Annotated in this window: 12 protein-coding genes; 4 read left to right on the top strand and 8 right to left on the bottom strand. The window is 45.3% G+C overall.

What is annotated here, in order from left to right:
- Positions 1-105: 105 nt before the first annotated feature.
- From ACUVJL_RS26790 to ACUVJL_RS26775, 4 genes are all read right to left on the bottom strand, one after another.
- A complete protein-coding gene (locus tag ACUVJL_RS26790; RefSeq protein ID WP_445248614.1) occupies positions 106-1,482 on the bottom strand; it encodes an oligosaccharide flippase family protein in 1,377 nt (458 codons plus the stop codon).
- A gap of 185 nt (positions 1,483-1,667) precedes the next feature.
- Positions 1,668-2,456, bottom strand: coding sequence for a TIGR03943 family putative permease subunit (locus tag ACUVJL_RS26785; protein ID WP_445248613.1), 789 nt, complete (start codon positions 2,454-2,456; stop codon positions 1,668-1,670).
- Positions 2,457-2,675: 219 nt separating this feature from the next.
- Positions 2,676-3,755, bottom strand: coding sequence for a permease (locus tag ACUVJL_RS26780; RefSeq protein ID WP_445248612.1), 1,080 nt, complete (start codon positions 3,753-3,755; stop codon positions 2,676-2,678).
- A gap of 513 nt (positions 3,756-4,268) precedes the next feature.
- Positions 4,269-4,433 carry a hypothetical protein gene (locus ACUVJL_RS26775; RefSeq protein ID WP_445248611.1) on the bottom strand — a complete coding sequence of 55 codons (165 nt, stop codon included), beginning with the start codon at positions 4,431-4,433 and terminating at the stop codon, positions 4,269-4,271.
- Between the two features lie 106 nt (positions 4,434-4,539).
- Between ACUVJL_RS26775 and ACUVJL_RS26770 the strand changes: the two genes are divergently transcribed.
- Positions 4,540-5,757, top strand: coding sequence for an FAD-dependent oxidoreductase (locus ACUVJL_RS26770; RefSeq protein ID WP_445248610.1), 1,218 nt, complete (start codon positions 4,540-4,542; stop codon positions 5,755-5,757).
- Positions 5,758-5,811: 54 nt separating this feature from the next.
- Here ACUVJL_RS26770 and ACUVJL_RS26765 read toward each other — a convergent pair whose 3' ends face one another.
- Positions 5,812-7,149 carry an RNA-guided endonuclease InsQ/TnpB family protein gene (locus ACUVJL_RS26765; RefSeq protein ID WP_445248609.1) on the bottom strand — a complete coding sequence of 446 codons (1,338 nt, stop codon included), beginning with the start codon at positions 7,147-7,149 and terminating at the stop codon, positions 5,812-5,814.
- A gap of 794 nt (positions 7,150-7,943) precedes the next feature.
- On the opposite strand from ACUVJL_RS26765, the gene ACUVJL_RS26760 reads away from it, so the two are divergent.
- Positions 7,944-9,383 (top strand): sensor histidine kinase, encoded by a 1,440-nt coding sequence (locus ACUVJL_RS26760; protein ID WP_445248608.1) that lies wholly within the window; start codon positions 7,944-7,946, stop codon positions 9,381-9,383.
- Positions 9,384-9,620: 237 nt separating this feature from the next.
- On the opposite strand, the gene dnaN is transcribed toward ACUVJL_RS26760, so the two are convergent.
- Positions 9,621-10,760, bottom strand: a complete 1,140-nt coding sequence (gene dnaN, locus ACUVJL_RS26755; protein WP_445248607.1) for a DNA polymerase III subunit beta — start codon at positions 10,758-10,760, stop codon at positions 9,621-9,623.
- Positions 10,761-11,039: 279 nt separating this feature from the next.
- On the opposite strand from dnaN, the gene ACUVJL_RS26750 reads away from it, so the two are divergent.
- Positions 11,040-11,291, top strand: a complete 252-nt coding sequence (locus tag ACUVJL_RS26750) for a hypothetical protein (RefSeq protein WP_445248606.1) — start codon at positions 11,040-11,042, stop codon at positions 11,289-11,291.
- Here the strand turns inward: ACUVJL_RS26750 and ACUVJL_RS26745 are convergent.
- Both ACUVJL_RS26745 and dnaA read right to left on the bottom strand, forming a co-directional pair.
- Positions 11,283-11,456, bottom strand: a complete 174-nt coding sequence (locus tag ACUVJL_RS26745; protein ID WP_445248605.1) for a hypothetical protein — start codon at positions 11,454-11,456, stop codon at positions 11,283-11,285. The two genes, ACUVJL_RS26750 and ACUVJL_RS26745, sit on opposite strands and share 9 nt — an antisense overlap.
- Positions 11,457-11,668: 212 nt before the next feature.
- Complete coding sequence (gene dnaA / locus ACUVJL_RS26740) at positions 11,669-13,042, bottom strand: chromosomal replication initiator protein DnaA (RefSeq protein WP_445248604.1); 1,374 nt, start codon at positions 13,040-13,042, stop codon at positions 11,669-11,671.
- A 186-nt stretch (positions 13,043-13,228) separates the two neighbouring features.
- Between dnaA and ACUVJL_RS26735 the strand changes: the two genes are divergently transcribed.
- Positions 13,229-14,470, top strand: coding sequence for an HhoA/HhoB/HtrA family serine endopeptidase (locus ACUVJL_RS26735; protein WP_445248603.1), 1,242 nt, complete (start codon positions 13,229-13,231; stop codon positions 14,468-14,470).
- Positions 14,471-14,482 lie beyond the last annotated feature (12 nt).

Here is a 14,482-nt window from a genome sequence, read left to right as displayed (position 1 = left end):
GGCAACGCAAGATATTTCTCGCAATAGCCCGATCTGTAAAAAAATAAATTGCCCTATTTGGCTGATAATATTTTCTTACAGCATGACAGACAATCTCCTTTTTGTTTACTGAAACAATGGATTGATTGGGATTAAATCCATGGGTGATATTTTATCGATTGGCAGACCCCAACCAAAAGCGACTCTACAGCAAATTACAGTGACCAGCACCCCTACAAACAGCCCTGTTAATTGAATATCCTGCCAAAAACAAGTTAGTCCTTCTCGCCGCAAACCGTAGTGAGTTACTGCATAGGTAGGAAGGTCGCCGAGAGCTATAGCAATCACTGCACCTAAATTACCTTTTAAGTGGTATGCTAGCGGTATACTTATACATAGATTTACAAAAGTCAGCAGATTGCCCATAGCTTGGTACTGAGACTTTCCTACGGCTAACAGACAAGAACCCATCATACTGTACATGGTGGTGTGCCAGATACCTAAAGCTAAGATAGGCATCATCCAAGCGGCCGCCGCATACTCTTTCCTGTACAGTGTTAAAATTAACTGATCTCCGAAGCTCACAAAAATTGCTAAACCTACGGCTAACGGTATTAGAACTAGCTTGCGGTTGTTAAGTATCTTCGCGCGCAACTCCTCCCGCGGCAACTCTGCTAGCATAGAAATCGAGGGAAAAATCACCCTGCCGCTAATGGCGATGATTACTTGGCGTGGCATATCGCCGAGAGTATAAGCGATGCCGTAAATGCCCAACATTGTTAAAGTAAATATTTTCCCGAGGATGAGTCTATCGGCTTGAGAACACAAGAAAAACAAAGCCGTAGACAAAAATATCCATTTACCATAAGAAAATATTTCTTTAGCTGCTTGTTTATCCCAAGCAAAACGGTTTGACTTGCCGGGAATCAAAAAATGGCTCCATGCTACCTCCATTAAAGCTGCAGTAAAGCCGCCTGCAACGATCGCCCAGACGCTGCGATCGAACCAGGCCCAGACAACTAGCACTGTAGTAGAAACGATCTGTATGCCAAACTCAAAAATTACTACTTTCTTGACTGCCATTTGGCGTTCTAGGGTGGCTGTGGATGTGGATTTAAACCCTCCTAGTAGGGAATTTATACCTATTACTGGAATCAACCACAGGAGACGGGGCTCTCCATAAAAACTAGCAACAGGCTTGGTAATTATAATCAAACAAATCCAAATCAAAAAGCTGCGAATGACTTGCAGTGTCCAAGCGGTGTTGAGAAATTGAGGATCTTCCCCGCGCTTATTCTGGATGATGCTTGGGCCTAGACCTATGTCTGAGAATAAGTTAATCCCTATGATGAAAACGTAGGCTAGACCTACCAGACCAAATAGTTCTGGCAAAAGCAGACGCGTCAGGATTAGGTTACTGGCAAATCGGATAATTTGACTGCTTCCATAGCTGACGATCGTCCAGGCTGCACCTTTGATAGCTAATTTTTTTTCGGATGACATATACTCAGAATTTATTTACTAATGACGAGTGTAGTTGCTGAATTTACTTTTGGCAACTACTACAGGATGCTGTTGCAACTTTTATAGCTGACTGTACATTATCTTAATTTGTATAGGTCGGACGGGTCTGGAGTGTCCTTCTAGCAATCAGAAAGGTAAAATTTAATCTCATACTTACTCCACATCTAATAATCATAAGGGTTTTTTGGTTCTGGAATTGGTTTGAGGGAGGATGCTTGAATGATTAATTTGCGCTTGCCTTGCAGTTCTTCTACGATCGTTTCTCCTTCTATTTCTAGCCAACTGTCTGGGGCAAAGGCGGCGCGGCTTTGACCGATCAGTAATTTTACTGGCAACCCGATAGGATAGGCGTCGGCCGCGCAGCAGGTAATGATAAAACGCCCGATCCACATATATTGTTCTGCTATGTTGGGGGGGTGAATTACAAATCCTTGAATTTTGACTTTTTGACCTTTGTATGTATCGGGCTCTGGATTGAAATTTAACAGCCGCATCCATTCGACGAGCGATCGCTGTTCGGGTTTTGTAGTATTGCGAAATTCTTGAGGTTGCAGTCGGGTGATTGGCAGGGATTCGGTGAGACCTCGTTCTAATGCTGTCTGGCTGGTAAAGGCGCGTGGCGTTGTTAGTAAACCTATTAATGCGACGCTCAACATTAAGGTGCTGCCGATACTGGGGGGAAACAAAGTAACGTGTTCAACTTCTGTGATTCTGAGAGAGTTATTTGGTGGTGAGGTCCGCGATTGCTTTGTGGTGCGATCGAGTTTTAAGAGTTCCCAAGTTTTTAACCCGCCAATCACCATTAAGCCGATTCCTCCCGCTAGAGTCAAGCCAAAGTAATTGGGGTGAATGAGAATGCTTAATTTGCCGGTGATCCAATATTTGAGGAGCAATACTCCCCACGCTAAGATAGCTAGGGCGTCCAGCCAGGGGCTAATTTTTTTAAGATTCATTTTTTAAGAGTCATTGATTATTGGGAATTGAGACGTTGAAGGAAGAAGAAAAAAGGCAGAAGAAGAGGGAATAACGAAGAAGGAAGAAAAGGAGGGAATAACGAATAACGAAGAGGGAAAAAACTGCTTTCCGTATATCTGTGACTTCCGTGTCGTGAATCAAGGTATTTGAAAATAGAAAATCTCAAAGGGTATTAGTTGTGGGAGCGAGCTAATTTATTAACCTAAATGCAAGTTGACAGCGAGGGTCATTAAAAAGGTTAACTGAGCTGCCAAGACGATTAAGTAAACTACGGCTCGACCTTTAAAAATTGACAGCATTAAACCGATGCCTTTGAGGTCAATCATCGGACCGAAAACGAGAAATGCTAACAGCGAACCGCTGGTAAATGTGGAAGCAAAAGACAGGGCAAAAAAGGCATCTACTGTAGAACAAATCGATACGACTGCAGCTAATAGCAGCATGGCTAGAATCGAGGAAACGGGGCCTTGGCCGAGGTTGAGAATTAGTTCGCGGGGTGCGCCAACTTGAATGATGGCTGCGATCGCACTTCCGATTACCAACACTCCTCCCAATTCGCGCAACTCCTGTACCATAGTATCTAAAAGCAGGCGCAGACGCTCTTTAGAAACGCGGTGGAACAGGGATGAACGTTTCGAGGTTTTTTCTGTTTTGCTTGTTTGTAATCGCTTCCAGTCGTCTTGTAGCAAAGATTCGATCGGCACCGCCCCCCCCGGCTGACCGAGCATAAATGTTCCCGACTGCAACAGCAACGGAGTGTTGGCTTGGACGAAATCTTTTTCGGAAAACTCTGGTTTTGGGAGGGGGATCGCGCGGGCTACAGAGGGTTGCAGCAGAGGCCGCAAGTCTTTTTGGGCGCTGAACACCCAGCCGATAATTGTGGCTATAGCTAGAGAAAATACCACCCGCAAAACTACAATTTCTGGCTGATCGCGAAATGCCGTCCAAGTCGCCCACATTACCACGGGGTTGATTGTGGGGGCCGCGAGCAAAAAGCCGATCGCGGCTGGTGCGGGCACTCCCTGCATCAGTAACCTGCGGGCTACGGGCACGTTACCGCACTCGCACACGGGAAACAAAAAGCCGATCGAACTGCCCATCAAAGCCCCCAGCAGCGGGTTTCGCGGGATGCGGGATACGAGTTGGCGTTCGTCTACAAACCCCAGCAGCAAACCTGAGAATAAAACTCCCAGCAGCAGAAAAGGTATTGCTTCTACTAACAAGCTGAGAAAAAGGGTAAAAGCATTGTTTAACTGATTCGTGAGGGCGGGTTGCATCGATCACCTACTCGTAATTACTGTGCTATCTTGGGCATACCTCTGGTCAATAATAGCTCATGACAGCGCTAAGTTAAGATTCCCTTAAAAAATCCCTCGCTGTCCAATTTTTGCTTGAATTAAGGAATTGTGTAAATAATACCGACTCAATACCAATTTCAATTAGTGTTAACAATAGGTTAAAAATTTTAAATCCGGTTCTCGCAGCTACAGTCGGTAACTAATCGTTAATACCAAAAACTCAATCTCAAATAAAATCAGCCCTAATTGCCTGGGCGCATCTATCTTGCTTATACTTGATATTTCTTAGAGAACCGATTTGACATCTTTTAGCCATATTCTAGCCCACATTCCGCACCCCCAAGGGGCAGCGTACACGGGTTGAGTGGCGAGAGAGTGAATCATCCGAGACAATAATGAGTAATACATACTCAAGAATCTCGGTAACTCTGCATCACCCAGTTGTCCATTCTTGAAAATAGACGTTAGAGTATCCGTTACATCTGATGCTGGTTAAAATTGCGATCGGTCACAAACTAAGTTTATTACCTCGCAGTAACACGCTCCAGTACCAAAATGCGTTAATTGCGATCGCGAGCGGTAGCCAATCATCACCAAAAATAGTGTAAACTGGCGATCGCTAGCCACGCTCAAATCAGCATTCAGCAGCCCAGGCAAAAAGCATCTGAACTGTTATAACATCGGATGCTGCTCGACCAGTGGAGCCTCTAATTAAGACTTCCCAAATAGGCATCAAGAATCATCAATTGATCAGGTACAGAACATGGAAATCAAACAAGTTAGCGGTCCTGTTGTTCACAAAGTCGCAGTTATTGGTGGTGGGCTGGGAGGTCTGGCAACGGCGATCGCGCTACGAAAACAAGGCATTGATGCCCATGTCTATGAACGAGCCAAAGAATTTTGCCCAGTGGGAGCGGGTTTGGCTCTATTTTCGAACGGCTTAAACTCCCTGGATGCCATCTCTCCAGGTATCGTCGAGAATCTCAAACGTGCAAGCTGCCAACTAAATCAGAGTGTTTTCAAAAAATATACAGGAGAGACAATCACACAAAACACAGCTACCCACCAGGAGAAATACGGGCAGCCAACGTTGGTTTTCTGGTGGTGGCGCTTGCAGCAAGTCTTGGCCTGTGCACTCCCCCCGGAAGCGATCCACTTGGGTTATCGCTGCATCGGCTTTGAACAAGATGAGAACGGGGTGACAGCATATTTTGATGGGGATAAATCAGTACGGGCAGATCTGCTCATTGGTGCAGATGGGATTAACTCCCCAGTGCGAAAAACCCTGATCGGTGATGGGGAACCTCGTTATTTGGGCAGTATGTCTTGGCGGGCAGTGATCGAATATAACCACGAACTGCTTAATCCCAATGAACTGATTTTTATGAAGGGAGAGCAAAAAGTAATTTACTTCTTCGATGTGGGTGGCGGCTATAGATGTTGGACGCTACGGGTGTTGATGCCAAAATCTCCTGTGCATGAGAGTGCAGCAGAAATCAAGTCTCGCATCGTCGATCAATTTTCCGGCTGGTGGGAACCGCTCACGGGGATCATTGGAGCTACTGATCCGGAGCAGATTTTATTTGCGCCTATCTGCGATCGGCTGCCTTTGAAGAGTTGGAGCCAAGGACGGGTGACACTTCTAGGGGATGCCGCCCATCCAATGTCCCCTTCGCTGGCACATGGAGCTAATAGCACTTTTGAAGATGCCTATGAACTGGCTCAATGTCTTTCCGAGTCGTCCAGCATCGCAGAAGCCTTGACCACCTATGAGAACCGACGCATCCCGCGTACCCAAGTGCTCCAAGACCGAAGTGCTTTGGCCGAACAGCGCTTCTATGTAACGGACATAGGAACACAAGACCCAGAAAAAGCGGCGCGAGAACGGGTCGCTTTGGAAGAGTTTCAGAGTTGGGTTTATGGGTATGACCCAAATAGTGAATCGCGTTTGAAACCCTGGATGGAAATATCAGTAACTTGACACTCCCCGACCTGAAGGCACGGGGATTCTTAAGACATTGCGGCCTTAATATCCCTAGTGATAGGGTTCCCTTGCCTCACCACGTTTGCTTTTTGAGCGTGGTGATATATTTTGGGCGTTTAAGTGCATAGCACCCGGTTTCGCGGAGTCCCCGCGTACCATTTCTAAGGCTCTATCTCTAATGGTTTTTGCAGCACCAATATCCGCGTGTTCATGATAGCCACATTCAACACAGATGAATTTTTCACCATCTCTGTTGGACTTATCTATATGACCGCAATTTCGGCATTCTTGGCTTGAGTGTTTAGGATTGACTTTAATTACGACTTTTCCTTGCTTTGCAGCTAGATACTCAATCTTTAAAATCAATTCACCCCAGCCTGCATCGGAGATAGAGCGATTCAAACCTTTTTTTCTGGATTGTCCATTCTTGAGGAATCTTCCCGTTTTCTCGTCAGTTTTCACTAGACAACGACGTAGCATTCCAGAAATATGTAAATTTTCTAAAGCAATTGCGTCAATATTTCGCTCCACTATTTTGTGGGCCGTTTTCCATTGATGCGCTTGACGCCTATCGCTGATTTTTTGGTGTAATAGTCCTACTTTTTTAGCTGCTTTTTTCCGATTATTACTACCTTTGACTTGGCGACTAACCCGTCTCTGTCTAATTTTTAAGGTACGTTTAACTTTTTTATTGGTTGAGAATTTGGGATTTTTAATCTGATATCCATCGGAAAGATGAACCAGTTTTGCAATCCCCAAGTCGCATCCAATTACTTTAACCACATCCTCAAGAGCTTTGGCAATGTAATCGGGAACAGACTTGTTCTCGATCCGAATAGACACGTACCAACCATTTTGACGCTTCCTGACAGCACAAGCCTTAATAGTGAAACCATCAGGGATTGAACGTGAGTTATAAAACCGCATCCACCCTAGTTTGGGCAAGTAGATTTTGTTACCTTGTATCTTGACTCCCATCACAAAAGTAAAAGAAGTAAAGTTACTACGGTTTTTGAATTGAGGAAATCCTCTACCTTCAAAGAAGTTTTTGTAGGCACTATCTAAACGTTTAACGTTCTGCTGTAGAACAGTTGAGTCTATTCCACTATACCAAGGTCTAGATGTTTTTAAATCAGGTAAGGATGTGATTTGAATATCACTAGCACTGCGACGAGGATTCTTGAGTTTACCTTCTTTATCTACCTTGCAATCTTTCCAAGGATTGCCAGTTGCACCATTTTTACTGACGAAGCAGGTTAATGGACAAGCTTCAACCTGATGAATAATCTGACAGTAGTCCCCTTGAAAAAACTGTTGGTTATATTGAATGATTCTGTCGTTCAGACACCAGTTATAGTGACCTCTCAACATATCCACCCAGTTTGACATTTTCAAATCTTGCGTTTGATTTGGACGAAGTTTGTAAACATAGTTTGTCAACAAAATTGACTCACCTCCTATTTGTTGTTTACCTGGTTTTATTTTAAACTAAAAGTCTACTTAATTGAAGAATTTGTCATACTTCTTTGTATTTAAAAGGTTGAAATTTTTATATCTATACTTGAATTAAAGCCGTCCTATAAGGACGGGGTGTTCAACCCAATTTTCTGATAATCATTAGACATCTCCTAAAAATAAGGTCAAAGGCAGACAGGATGCCTGAGCACGGGCGCTCCGGGTCCGACGCCCCGCGACACTCGCGGGGCTAAAACTCAGGGAGGCGCAGCCAGCGGTACATTCGACAGCAAGGCGCGATCGCCCCAATGTGTGCTTTTAACTTGTCTCCTGACGGGGTGCATCGCGCGCGCGATCGGGCAATTCCGATTTTCCTCTATTCTCACTTAATTATCTTTTTCAGCTAGGTAATTTTATTAACAATAGGTTAAGACGAGAACTCAAGATTAATTAAGAGTTAAATAATCAAACCAAGCGTTAATACTCCTCAAGTCAGTATAAAATAAAGTTGGGTATAATTACCAGGGCGGATTTATCTCGGTGATACTCAATCTTGCCTAATACTTTAAGTGGTAAAATGCCCTTTACGACCGTCAGTTTTTTGTGTAATTTAAAATGCAGTTTGCCAGGGGGATGCCGGTCAAAGCACTCAGCAACTCGCCTGCTGACCTTTGGTAGCTGAATGTCTGCTGGCAAATAGAACCCCAAAAAAGTGTGCTGATGAATTTATGTTGAATACCTCCTGCGTAGAAAGACCAGTCCAAGCCACGTCCCAGGCTGCCATCGGAGAACTTTGTTTAGACTCTACTCTCCAAGAATTGTCGCTTTACGATTTTCAGGTAGAAGCTACAGATTTGGGAATGCAAATTTCCCAAATGTTAGAAGCTAATCCGCTGTTACCAGGAGTCATTGTGACCCATCAAGGTAAATTTGCGGGTATGATTTCTCGGCGGAGATTTTTAGAATTTATCAGCCGTCCTTTTGGGCGAGAATTATTTTTAAAGCGACCTGTAAAGGCTTTGTACCGCTTTGCCGAAACTGAGAGTTTAATTTTTCCCAGCAATACTTTAATTGTGGATGCAGCGAGGAAGTCGCTGTTGCGATCGAAAGAACTGCTGTACGAGCCGATTGTAGTTCAAGTGTCGCCTCAAACTTATAGTTTGCTAGACGTGCATGAACTGTTAGTAGCCCAATCCAACATTCACGAACTAGCGACAAAATTGCTGAGGCAGCAAACTCAATCTCAACTAATTCAAACCGAAAAATTAGCGAGTTTGGGACAGATGGTAGCTGGAGTCGCCCACGAAATTAGAAATCCTGTCACCTGCATCAGGGGAAATATCGGCTTTTTGTCCAACTACTCGAAAGACATCATGGATTTGCTGTCTGCTTACGAAGATATTGTAGGTGACAGCGAAAAAATTGACGAACTTAAAAAAGAGATAGACTTTGATTTTTTGCAAGAAGATTGGGTGGAAATTCTCAAAAGTATGAAAGTTTCATCAGAGAGGCTGACCGAACTCGTCACCAGCCTGCACACCTTCTCTCACATGGACGAAACCAAGTTGAAAGAAGCTAACATCCACGAATGTATTGACAGTACGCTGCTGATTATGAAAAACCGTCTCAAATACGGGTTTAAAGTAGTTAAAAGCTATGGTGATTTGCCTTTAGTCAAGTGTTACTCCGGTCAATTGAGCCAGGTATTTATGAATATCATCAGCAATGCGATCGACGCTTTGGAAGAGGCAAAAGGAGAAAAAGGCTTTGTGCCTGCGATTACTATTGAGACTGAGGTAATAGACAGTTCTGACGGAGACTGCGTGAATTCGGAATTAATTCAAAATTATGTTAGGGGCGATCGACAAAATTCAAAACAGCTATCCTCCGCCAGCCAAAACGGCGACTTCAGCCTAGAAGCAGCGAAAAACAATCAAAATAATGCTTGGGTAGCCATCAGAATTTCTGATAACGGGCCGGGAATTCCGCCAGAAATTCAGCGGCGAATTTTTGATACATTTTTCACCACTAAACCGGCGGGAAAAGGTACCGGTTTGGGGTTGGCAATTACCCATCAAATTGTTACGGAAAAGCATACGGGCAAGTTAAATTTGCATTCTACGCCCGGTACTGGTACGGAATTTGAAATTTTGTTGCCATTGATTTGAAGCAATAAGTCATATCAAGTCTGTTAGCCTCGGAATTATTCCTATCTCTCTTCTCTTTATCTGCGTGAATCAGCGTCAATCCATTGTCATCTGCGGTTAATAAATTCTCTTTTTTTGACCGCAGATACAGGCAGATTAACACCGATTAACGCAGATGAATTATATCGAGTCCGGTTGCACCATCGGTGATTGTTGACTACTGACTACTGACTACTGACTAATGACTACTGACTCTTTTTAAGCTCTTAGCTGAACGGGCATTACCAAGAATGTAGCATTGACTCCACCCAAAGGCTGGAAAATTACGGGGGCTAAAGCACCGTTTAATTGCAGTTGAATTTCTGGGGATTGAGCGGTTTTTAAGATATCAATTAGATATTTCACGTTGAAAGCAATATCTATGCTGTCTCCCGAAATTTGTGCGGGCATTGACTCTTTGCCACAGCCGACATCTTTAGCATCTACAGACAAAGTAATTTCCTGATTCTCCTCGTCGATGCTGCATTTGAGAATATTATTTTTTTGGTCTGCAAAAACGGCAATTCTTTCTACTGCTGCTAAGAGCGATCGCCTTTCTAAGGTAATTTGTCGCTCAAAAGACGGCGGAATCAACTGCCGATAGGCGGGATATTGCCCTTCCAAGGTGCGAGTTGTCAGCCGCTGGTCGGCCCATTCAAACACTACTTGACCCTGTTCAAAATGCAAGGTGACAGGTTCAGTCCACTGTCGCATCACCAGCATTCTTTCTACTTCCCGCAATGCTTTAGCGGGAACTGTCACTTCAAATTCTTCCTCGGTTTGTTCCGCTTCGGCTTTTTCATTTGCAGTTTGAACTACTGCCAATCTGTGGCCGTCTGTAGCTGCAAATTCCAGACAATCTTGCAATACCTTTAAATGCACGCCTGCAAGTACCTGTTTTGCTTCGTCGGGGCTAGTAGCAAATAAAGTTCCTTTGAGTCCTTCTATCAAGGCTTCGGGTGGCAATTTGAGGATTGTTCCGGCTTCGATTGCGGGCAATTCGGGGAATTCTTCCGGGCCCATGCCTCTAACTTGGTAGCTGCCAGAACTGCAAGTGAGATATGCTACAGTGTCTCCCGCTTCGTCTTCTAAAGTAATCTCTCCATCTGGGAGCCTCGAAACAATATCGTTGAGTAATTTAGCGGGTATGGTAAAACTGCCGCCGCCAGTCACTTCTGCTGCAAAGCTGGTACGAATGCCCAAACTGAGATCGAAAGCTGTCAAGCTAACCCGCTGATTTTCCTCATCCGCTACTAAGAGCACGTTGGCTAGTACCGGATGTGTCGGGCGGGAGGGAACGGCCCGACTTACCAACGAGAGGTTGGCGTTGAGGTCACTTTGGCTGCAAACCAATTTCATGGGTGGAAGGTTAATTAACCGGATTTGAAACAGAAACAAATGGTATCACAGAAAGCCGGCGGGTCGGTTTTTCTCTGTCAGGGCTCCTCTCATGGGCGCTTATTCCCGGTTTCTACGCAAAGTTTTGTCTGTAAAAATGAGAAATCTTCGTAGAAACCCGGTTTATGAGGTCAATCGATTTGAGATTTTAGATTTTAGATTAAAGAATTGAAGCCTTGAACCCACGAATAAATTCGGGGGGCAAGTTTCATCGGATACAGGTTTTTTATTTCTGGACGGATGAATCCGGGGGCTTGTATCCTGGATGCTTTCGGTCAGCGCGCGTCGCGAACTATCTGTTTCGGGTGCGAAGCGATCGCCTATTTTTTTATTTTAGTGAATTATTTTTGTGCGATCGCCCTGTGGAAACTGTGGAAAAAAAAGTTAACTGCTTGCTGGGCGTCACTTTTCGCTAAAAATTACCTGTGGAAAACTTGTGGAAAAGCTGGTACGGTCGATCGCCCGTCGGTTTTGGTGCAAAAACTATTTTGAGCGATCGAGTAAAGTTTTCCACAAACTCAGGGCAAATTTTCCACAGGTTTTTCCACAGGTTAGATCAAATCCGGTGTCATCGAAATTGATATTACCCACAGTCAGGATACGGCGCTGTGACGTTTCCCAAAAATTAATCGGGCGATGGATGGTTACATCTGTCATCGAGTGCGATCGATTATTTGGGGGTAGGCAAACGGCAACGTGGGGTGTCCAGAGTTGGCTATCTGTTTATCCGTGTATGCGTGTCCGAATCAGTGTCGTCCCTTCCTTCTTAAGCTGCTGTGGATCTAATTTGACAGTCAATTTTTATACAATTATTGTGGGACGGGCATCCTGCCCGTCTTTGTATTCAATTTAGATGCGTAGCAGCTTATTCAACTTTTGCGGCTGACAACGTTAATTCGATCGCTCAACTGACGCAAAGTTTGGGCTAAATTCGGGTCAGTGTTCCGCAACTGAGCAATTTTGTCACAACTGTAAAGCACAGTCGTGTGGTCTTTTCCGCCGAACACTTCGCCAACTTTCGGCAAACTCAAACCAGTATGCTGCCGAATTAAATACATCCCTATTTGACGGGCGAGACTAATTTCTCGCTTGCGGGAAATGCCTTTCAAATCTTCAACAGAAACATCAAACGCCTCGGCCACAACTGCAATTACTGCATCGGGAGTCGCCTCTACGCTTTCAGTTTGCGGGTTCAAAACCGGGGTGATATTCTCCACGGTCATCGGCAAACCGGTAATTGAAAGATATGCTACCGCCCGAATCAAAGCACCTTCTAATTCTCGAACGTTGGAAGTGTAACTAGAAGCAATGTATTCAATGACATCTCGCGGCAACCGCATATTTTCATACTCAGCTTTTTTCTGCAAAATTGCCATCCGAGTTTCCAAGTCGGGCAATTGAATGTCGGCAATTAATCCCATCGAAAATCTGGAACACAAACGCTCTTGCAGGCGGGGGATTTGCTGTGGCGGACGGTCGGAAGCTAAAACTACTTGGTTTCCGGATTCGTGCAAAGTATTAAAAGTGTGAAAGAATTCTTCTTGAGTGTATTCTTTGCCTTCAATAAATTGGATATCATCTATTAATAAAACATCGGCGGCCCGATAATGGTCGCGGAAACTTTGCATACTGTCTTTGCGAATGGCGGCGATTAAATCGTTAGTAAATTTCTCAGTAGAAACGTAAAAAATCTTGGCGTTGGGGTCAATTTCCAAGCGATAATGACCGATCGCCTGCATCAAATGAGTTTTGCCCAAACCAACGCCACCGCACAAAAATAGGGGATTGAATTCTCGGCCCGGAGACTCGGCTACCGCGAGGGAGGCCGCGTGAGCCATGCGGTTGTTAGAACCGACGACAAAGCGGGAAAAGAGGTATTTGGGGTTTAAATTGGCGGGTTTGGGGGGGTGAAGCGAGTGGCTTTCGGGGACATCGGCGGCGATGGGGGACGGCCAAATCATGGCGGAGTCACTGCTGCAGCCTGTTTCGTTTCCTCCGGCAATTGTCAAGTAAATGTCTACGGGATAGCCGAGAATTTCTTCGACTGCATCGGCAATGGTTTTGACGTAATATTTTTGCAACCAATTGCGAGCAAAGGGGTTGGGGGCGCTGACGATCAAACAGTTATTTTCGAGTTGTTCGGCCCTGGCAGTTTTGATCCACGTCTCAAAGCTAGGTCTGCTCAGTTGTACCTGGAGACGTTCAAGTATCTGATTCCACAGACTTTCGAGGGGAATGTCCACTGCTCACCTCTGCCGATCGGCATTCAAGATATTAATTCTACAGTCTAGAGAGTTTAGTCCTCAGATGCTAAAGTTTAAGGGAGTCTGCCGATCGCCAAAATTTTTGCCGCTTTGGAGCCCAAACCAGGTATCGGGTAGCTGCTCAGCAAATATTTAGATTTGGCAGGAAAGCCTAAAAACGTGGCCATGAAAAGTTCAACTGGCAAATTTTGGAAGCAACCGGCAATTTACATATTGCTGCTGGTAACGGGAGCCGGGGCCGCCATGTTGGGCGATCGTCTGACGGTTTCTCAATTTCGTGCAAATTCTGGCGACTCGGGACAAAGGGCCCTGGAACCGAAATTGCAACTGCCTCCTAATACAAAGGATCGAGCTAGCAAAGTCTTGCCGCCTGCTTCCTTGTCGGGCGATGCAGGTAATGTGAATTTTATTGTGGCTGCGGTGGCAAAAGTTGGCCCTGCAGTGGTTCGGATCGATGCTTCGCGCCGGGTGAAACCGGGAAATAGAGGGCTGTCGCCGGAAGATTTTTTGGGCATAGAACCGAATTCGGGCGGCCGGGGCGGGATCGAACGGGGCACTGGTTCGGGTTTTGTCATCGGTGCTGACGGCGTGATTCTCACTAACGCTCACGTTGTAGAGGGAGCCGATACGGTAAATGTAACTCTCAAGGACGGCCGCAGCTTTCAGGGGCAGGTGTTGGGGGCGGATAAGGTGACGGATGTGGCTGTGGTGAAGATTGAGGCGAATAATGTGCCTGTGGTGGCGATCGGCAATTCGGATAAGCTGTTGTCTGGGGAATGGGCGATCGCGATCGGCAATCCTTTGGGTTTGGACAATTCCGTAACTGCGGGGATTATTAGCGCTACGGGACGATCGAGCTCTGATGTGGGCGTACCCGACAAGCGGATCGGTTTTATTCAAACAGACGCTGCAATTAATCCGGGGAATTCCGGCGGCCCGCTGCTGAATGCTTCGGGCGAAGTTATTGGGATGAATACGGCGATTATTCAAGGTGCTCAAGGATTGGGGTTTGCGATTCCCATTCAGGCGGCCCAACAGGTGGCGAAGGAACTGATTTCGACGGGGAAAGTCGAACACGCTTATTTAGGCATTGAAATGGCGACGCTGACTCCGGAGGTTAAGCAGCAAATTAACAGCAATGCTAACAGCAGCCTACGAGTTGCAGTCGATCGGGGTGTGGCTATTGTTAGCGTTGTTCCTAATTCTCCCGCAGCAGCAGCCGGTTTGCGGGCTGGAGATGTGATTCAAAAAATTAATAATCAGCAAATTATTCAGTCGGAAGCTGTTCAGGAGTTCGTGCAAAATGCTAAGGTTGGTGGTCTGTTGCAAATGGAAATTAACCGTAACGGGCAAATAGTTAATTTGACTGTTAAACCGGGGAGTTTGCCGATTCAAAAAGTTCGATAATCTGTTGATGGT

Source organism: Microcoleus sp. OTE_8_concoct_300 (assembly GCF_031383065.1).
Taxonomy (GTDB): Bacteria; Cyanobacteriota; Cyanobacteriia; order Cyanobacteriales; family Microcoleaceae; genus Microcoleus.
Note: the sequence above shows the minus strand (reverse complement) of the source record. Positions and strands in the feature narration are given on the sequence as shown.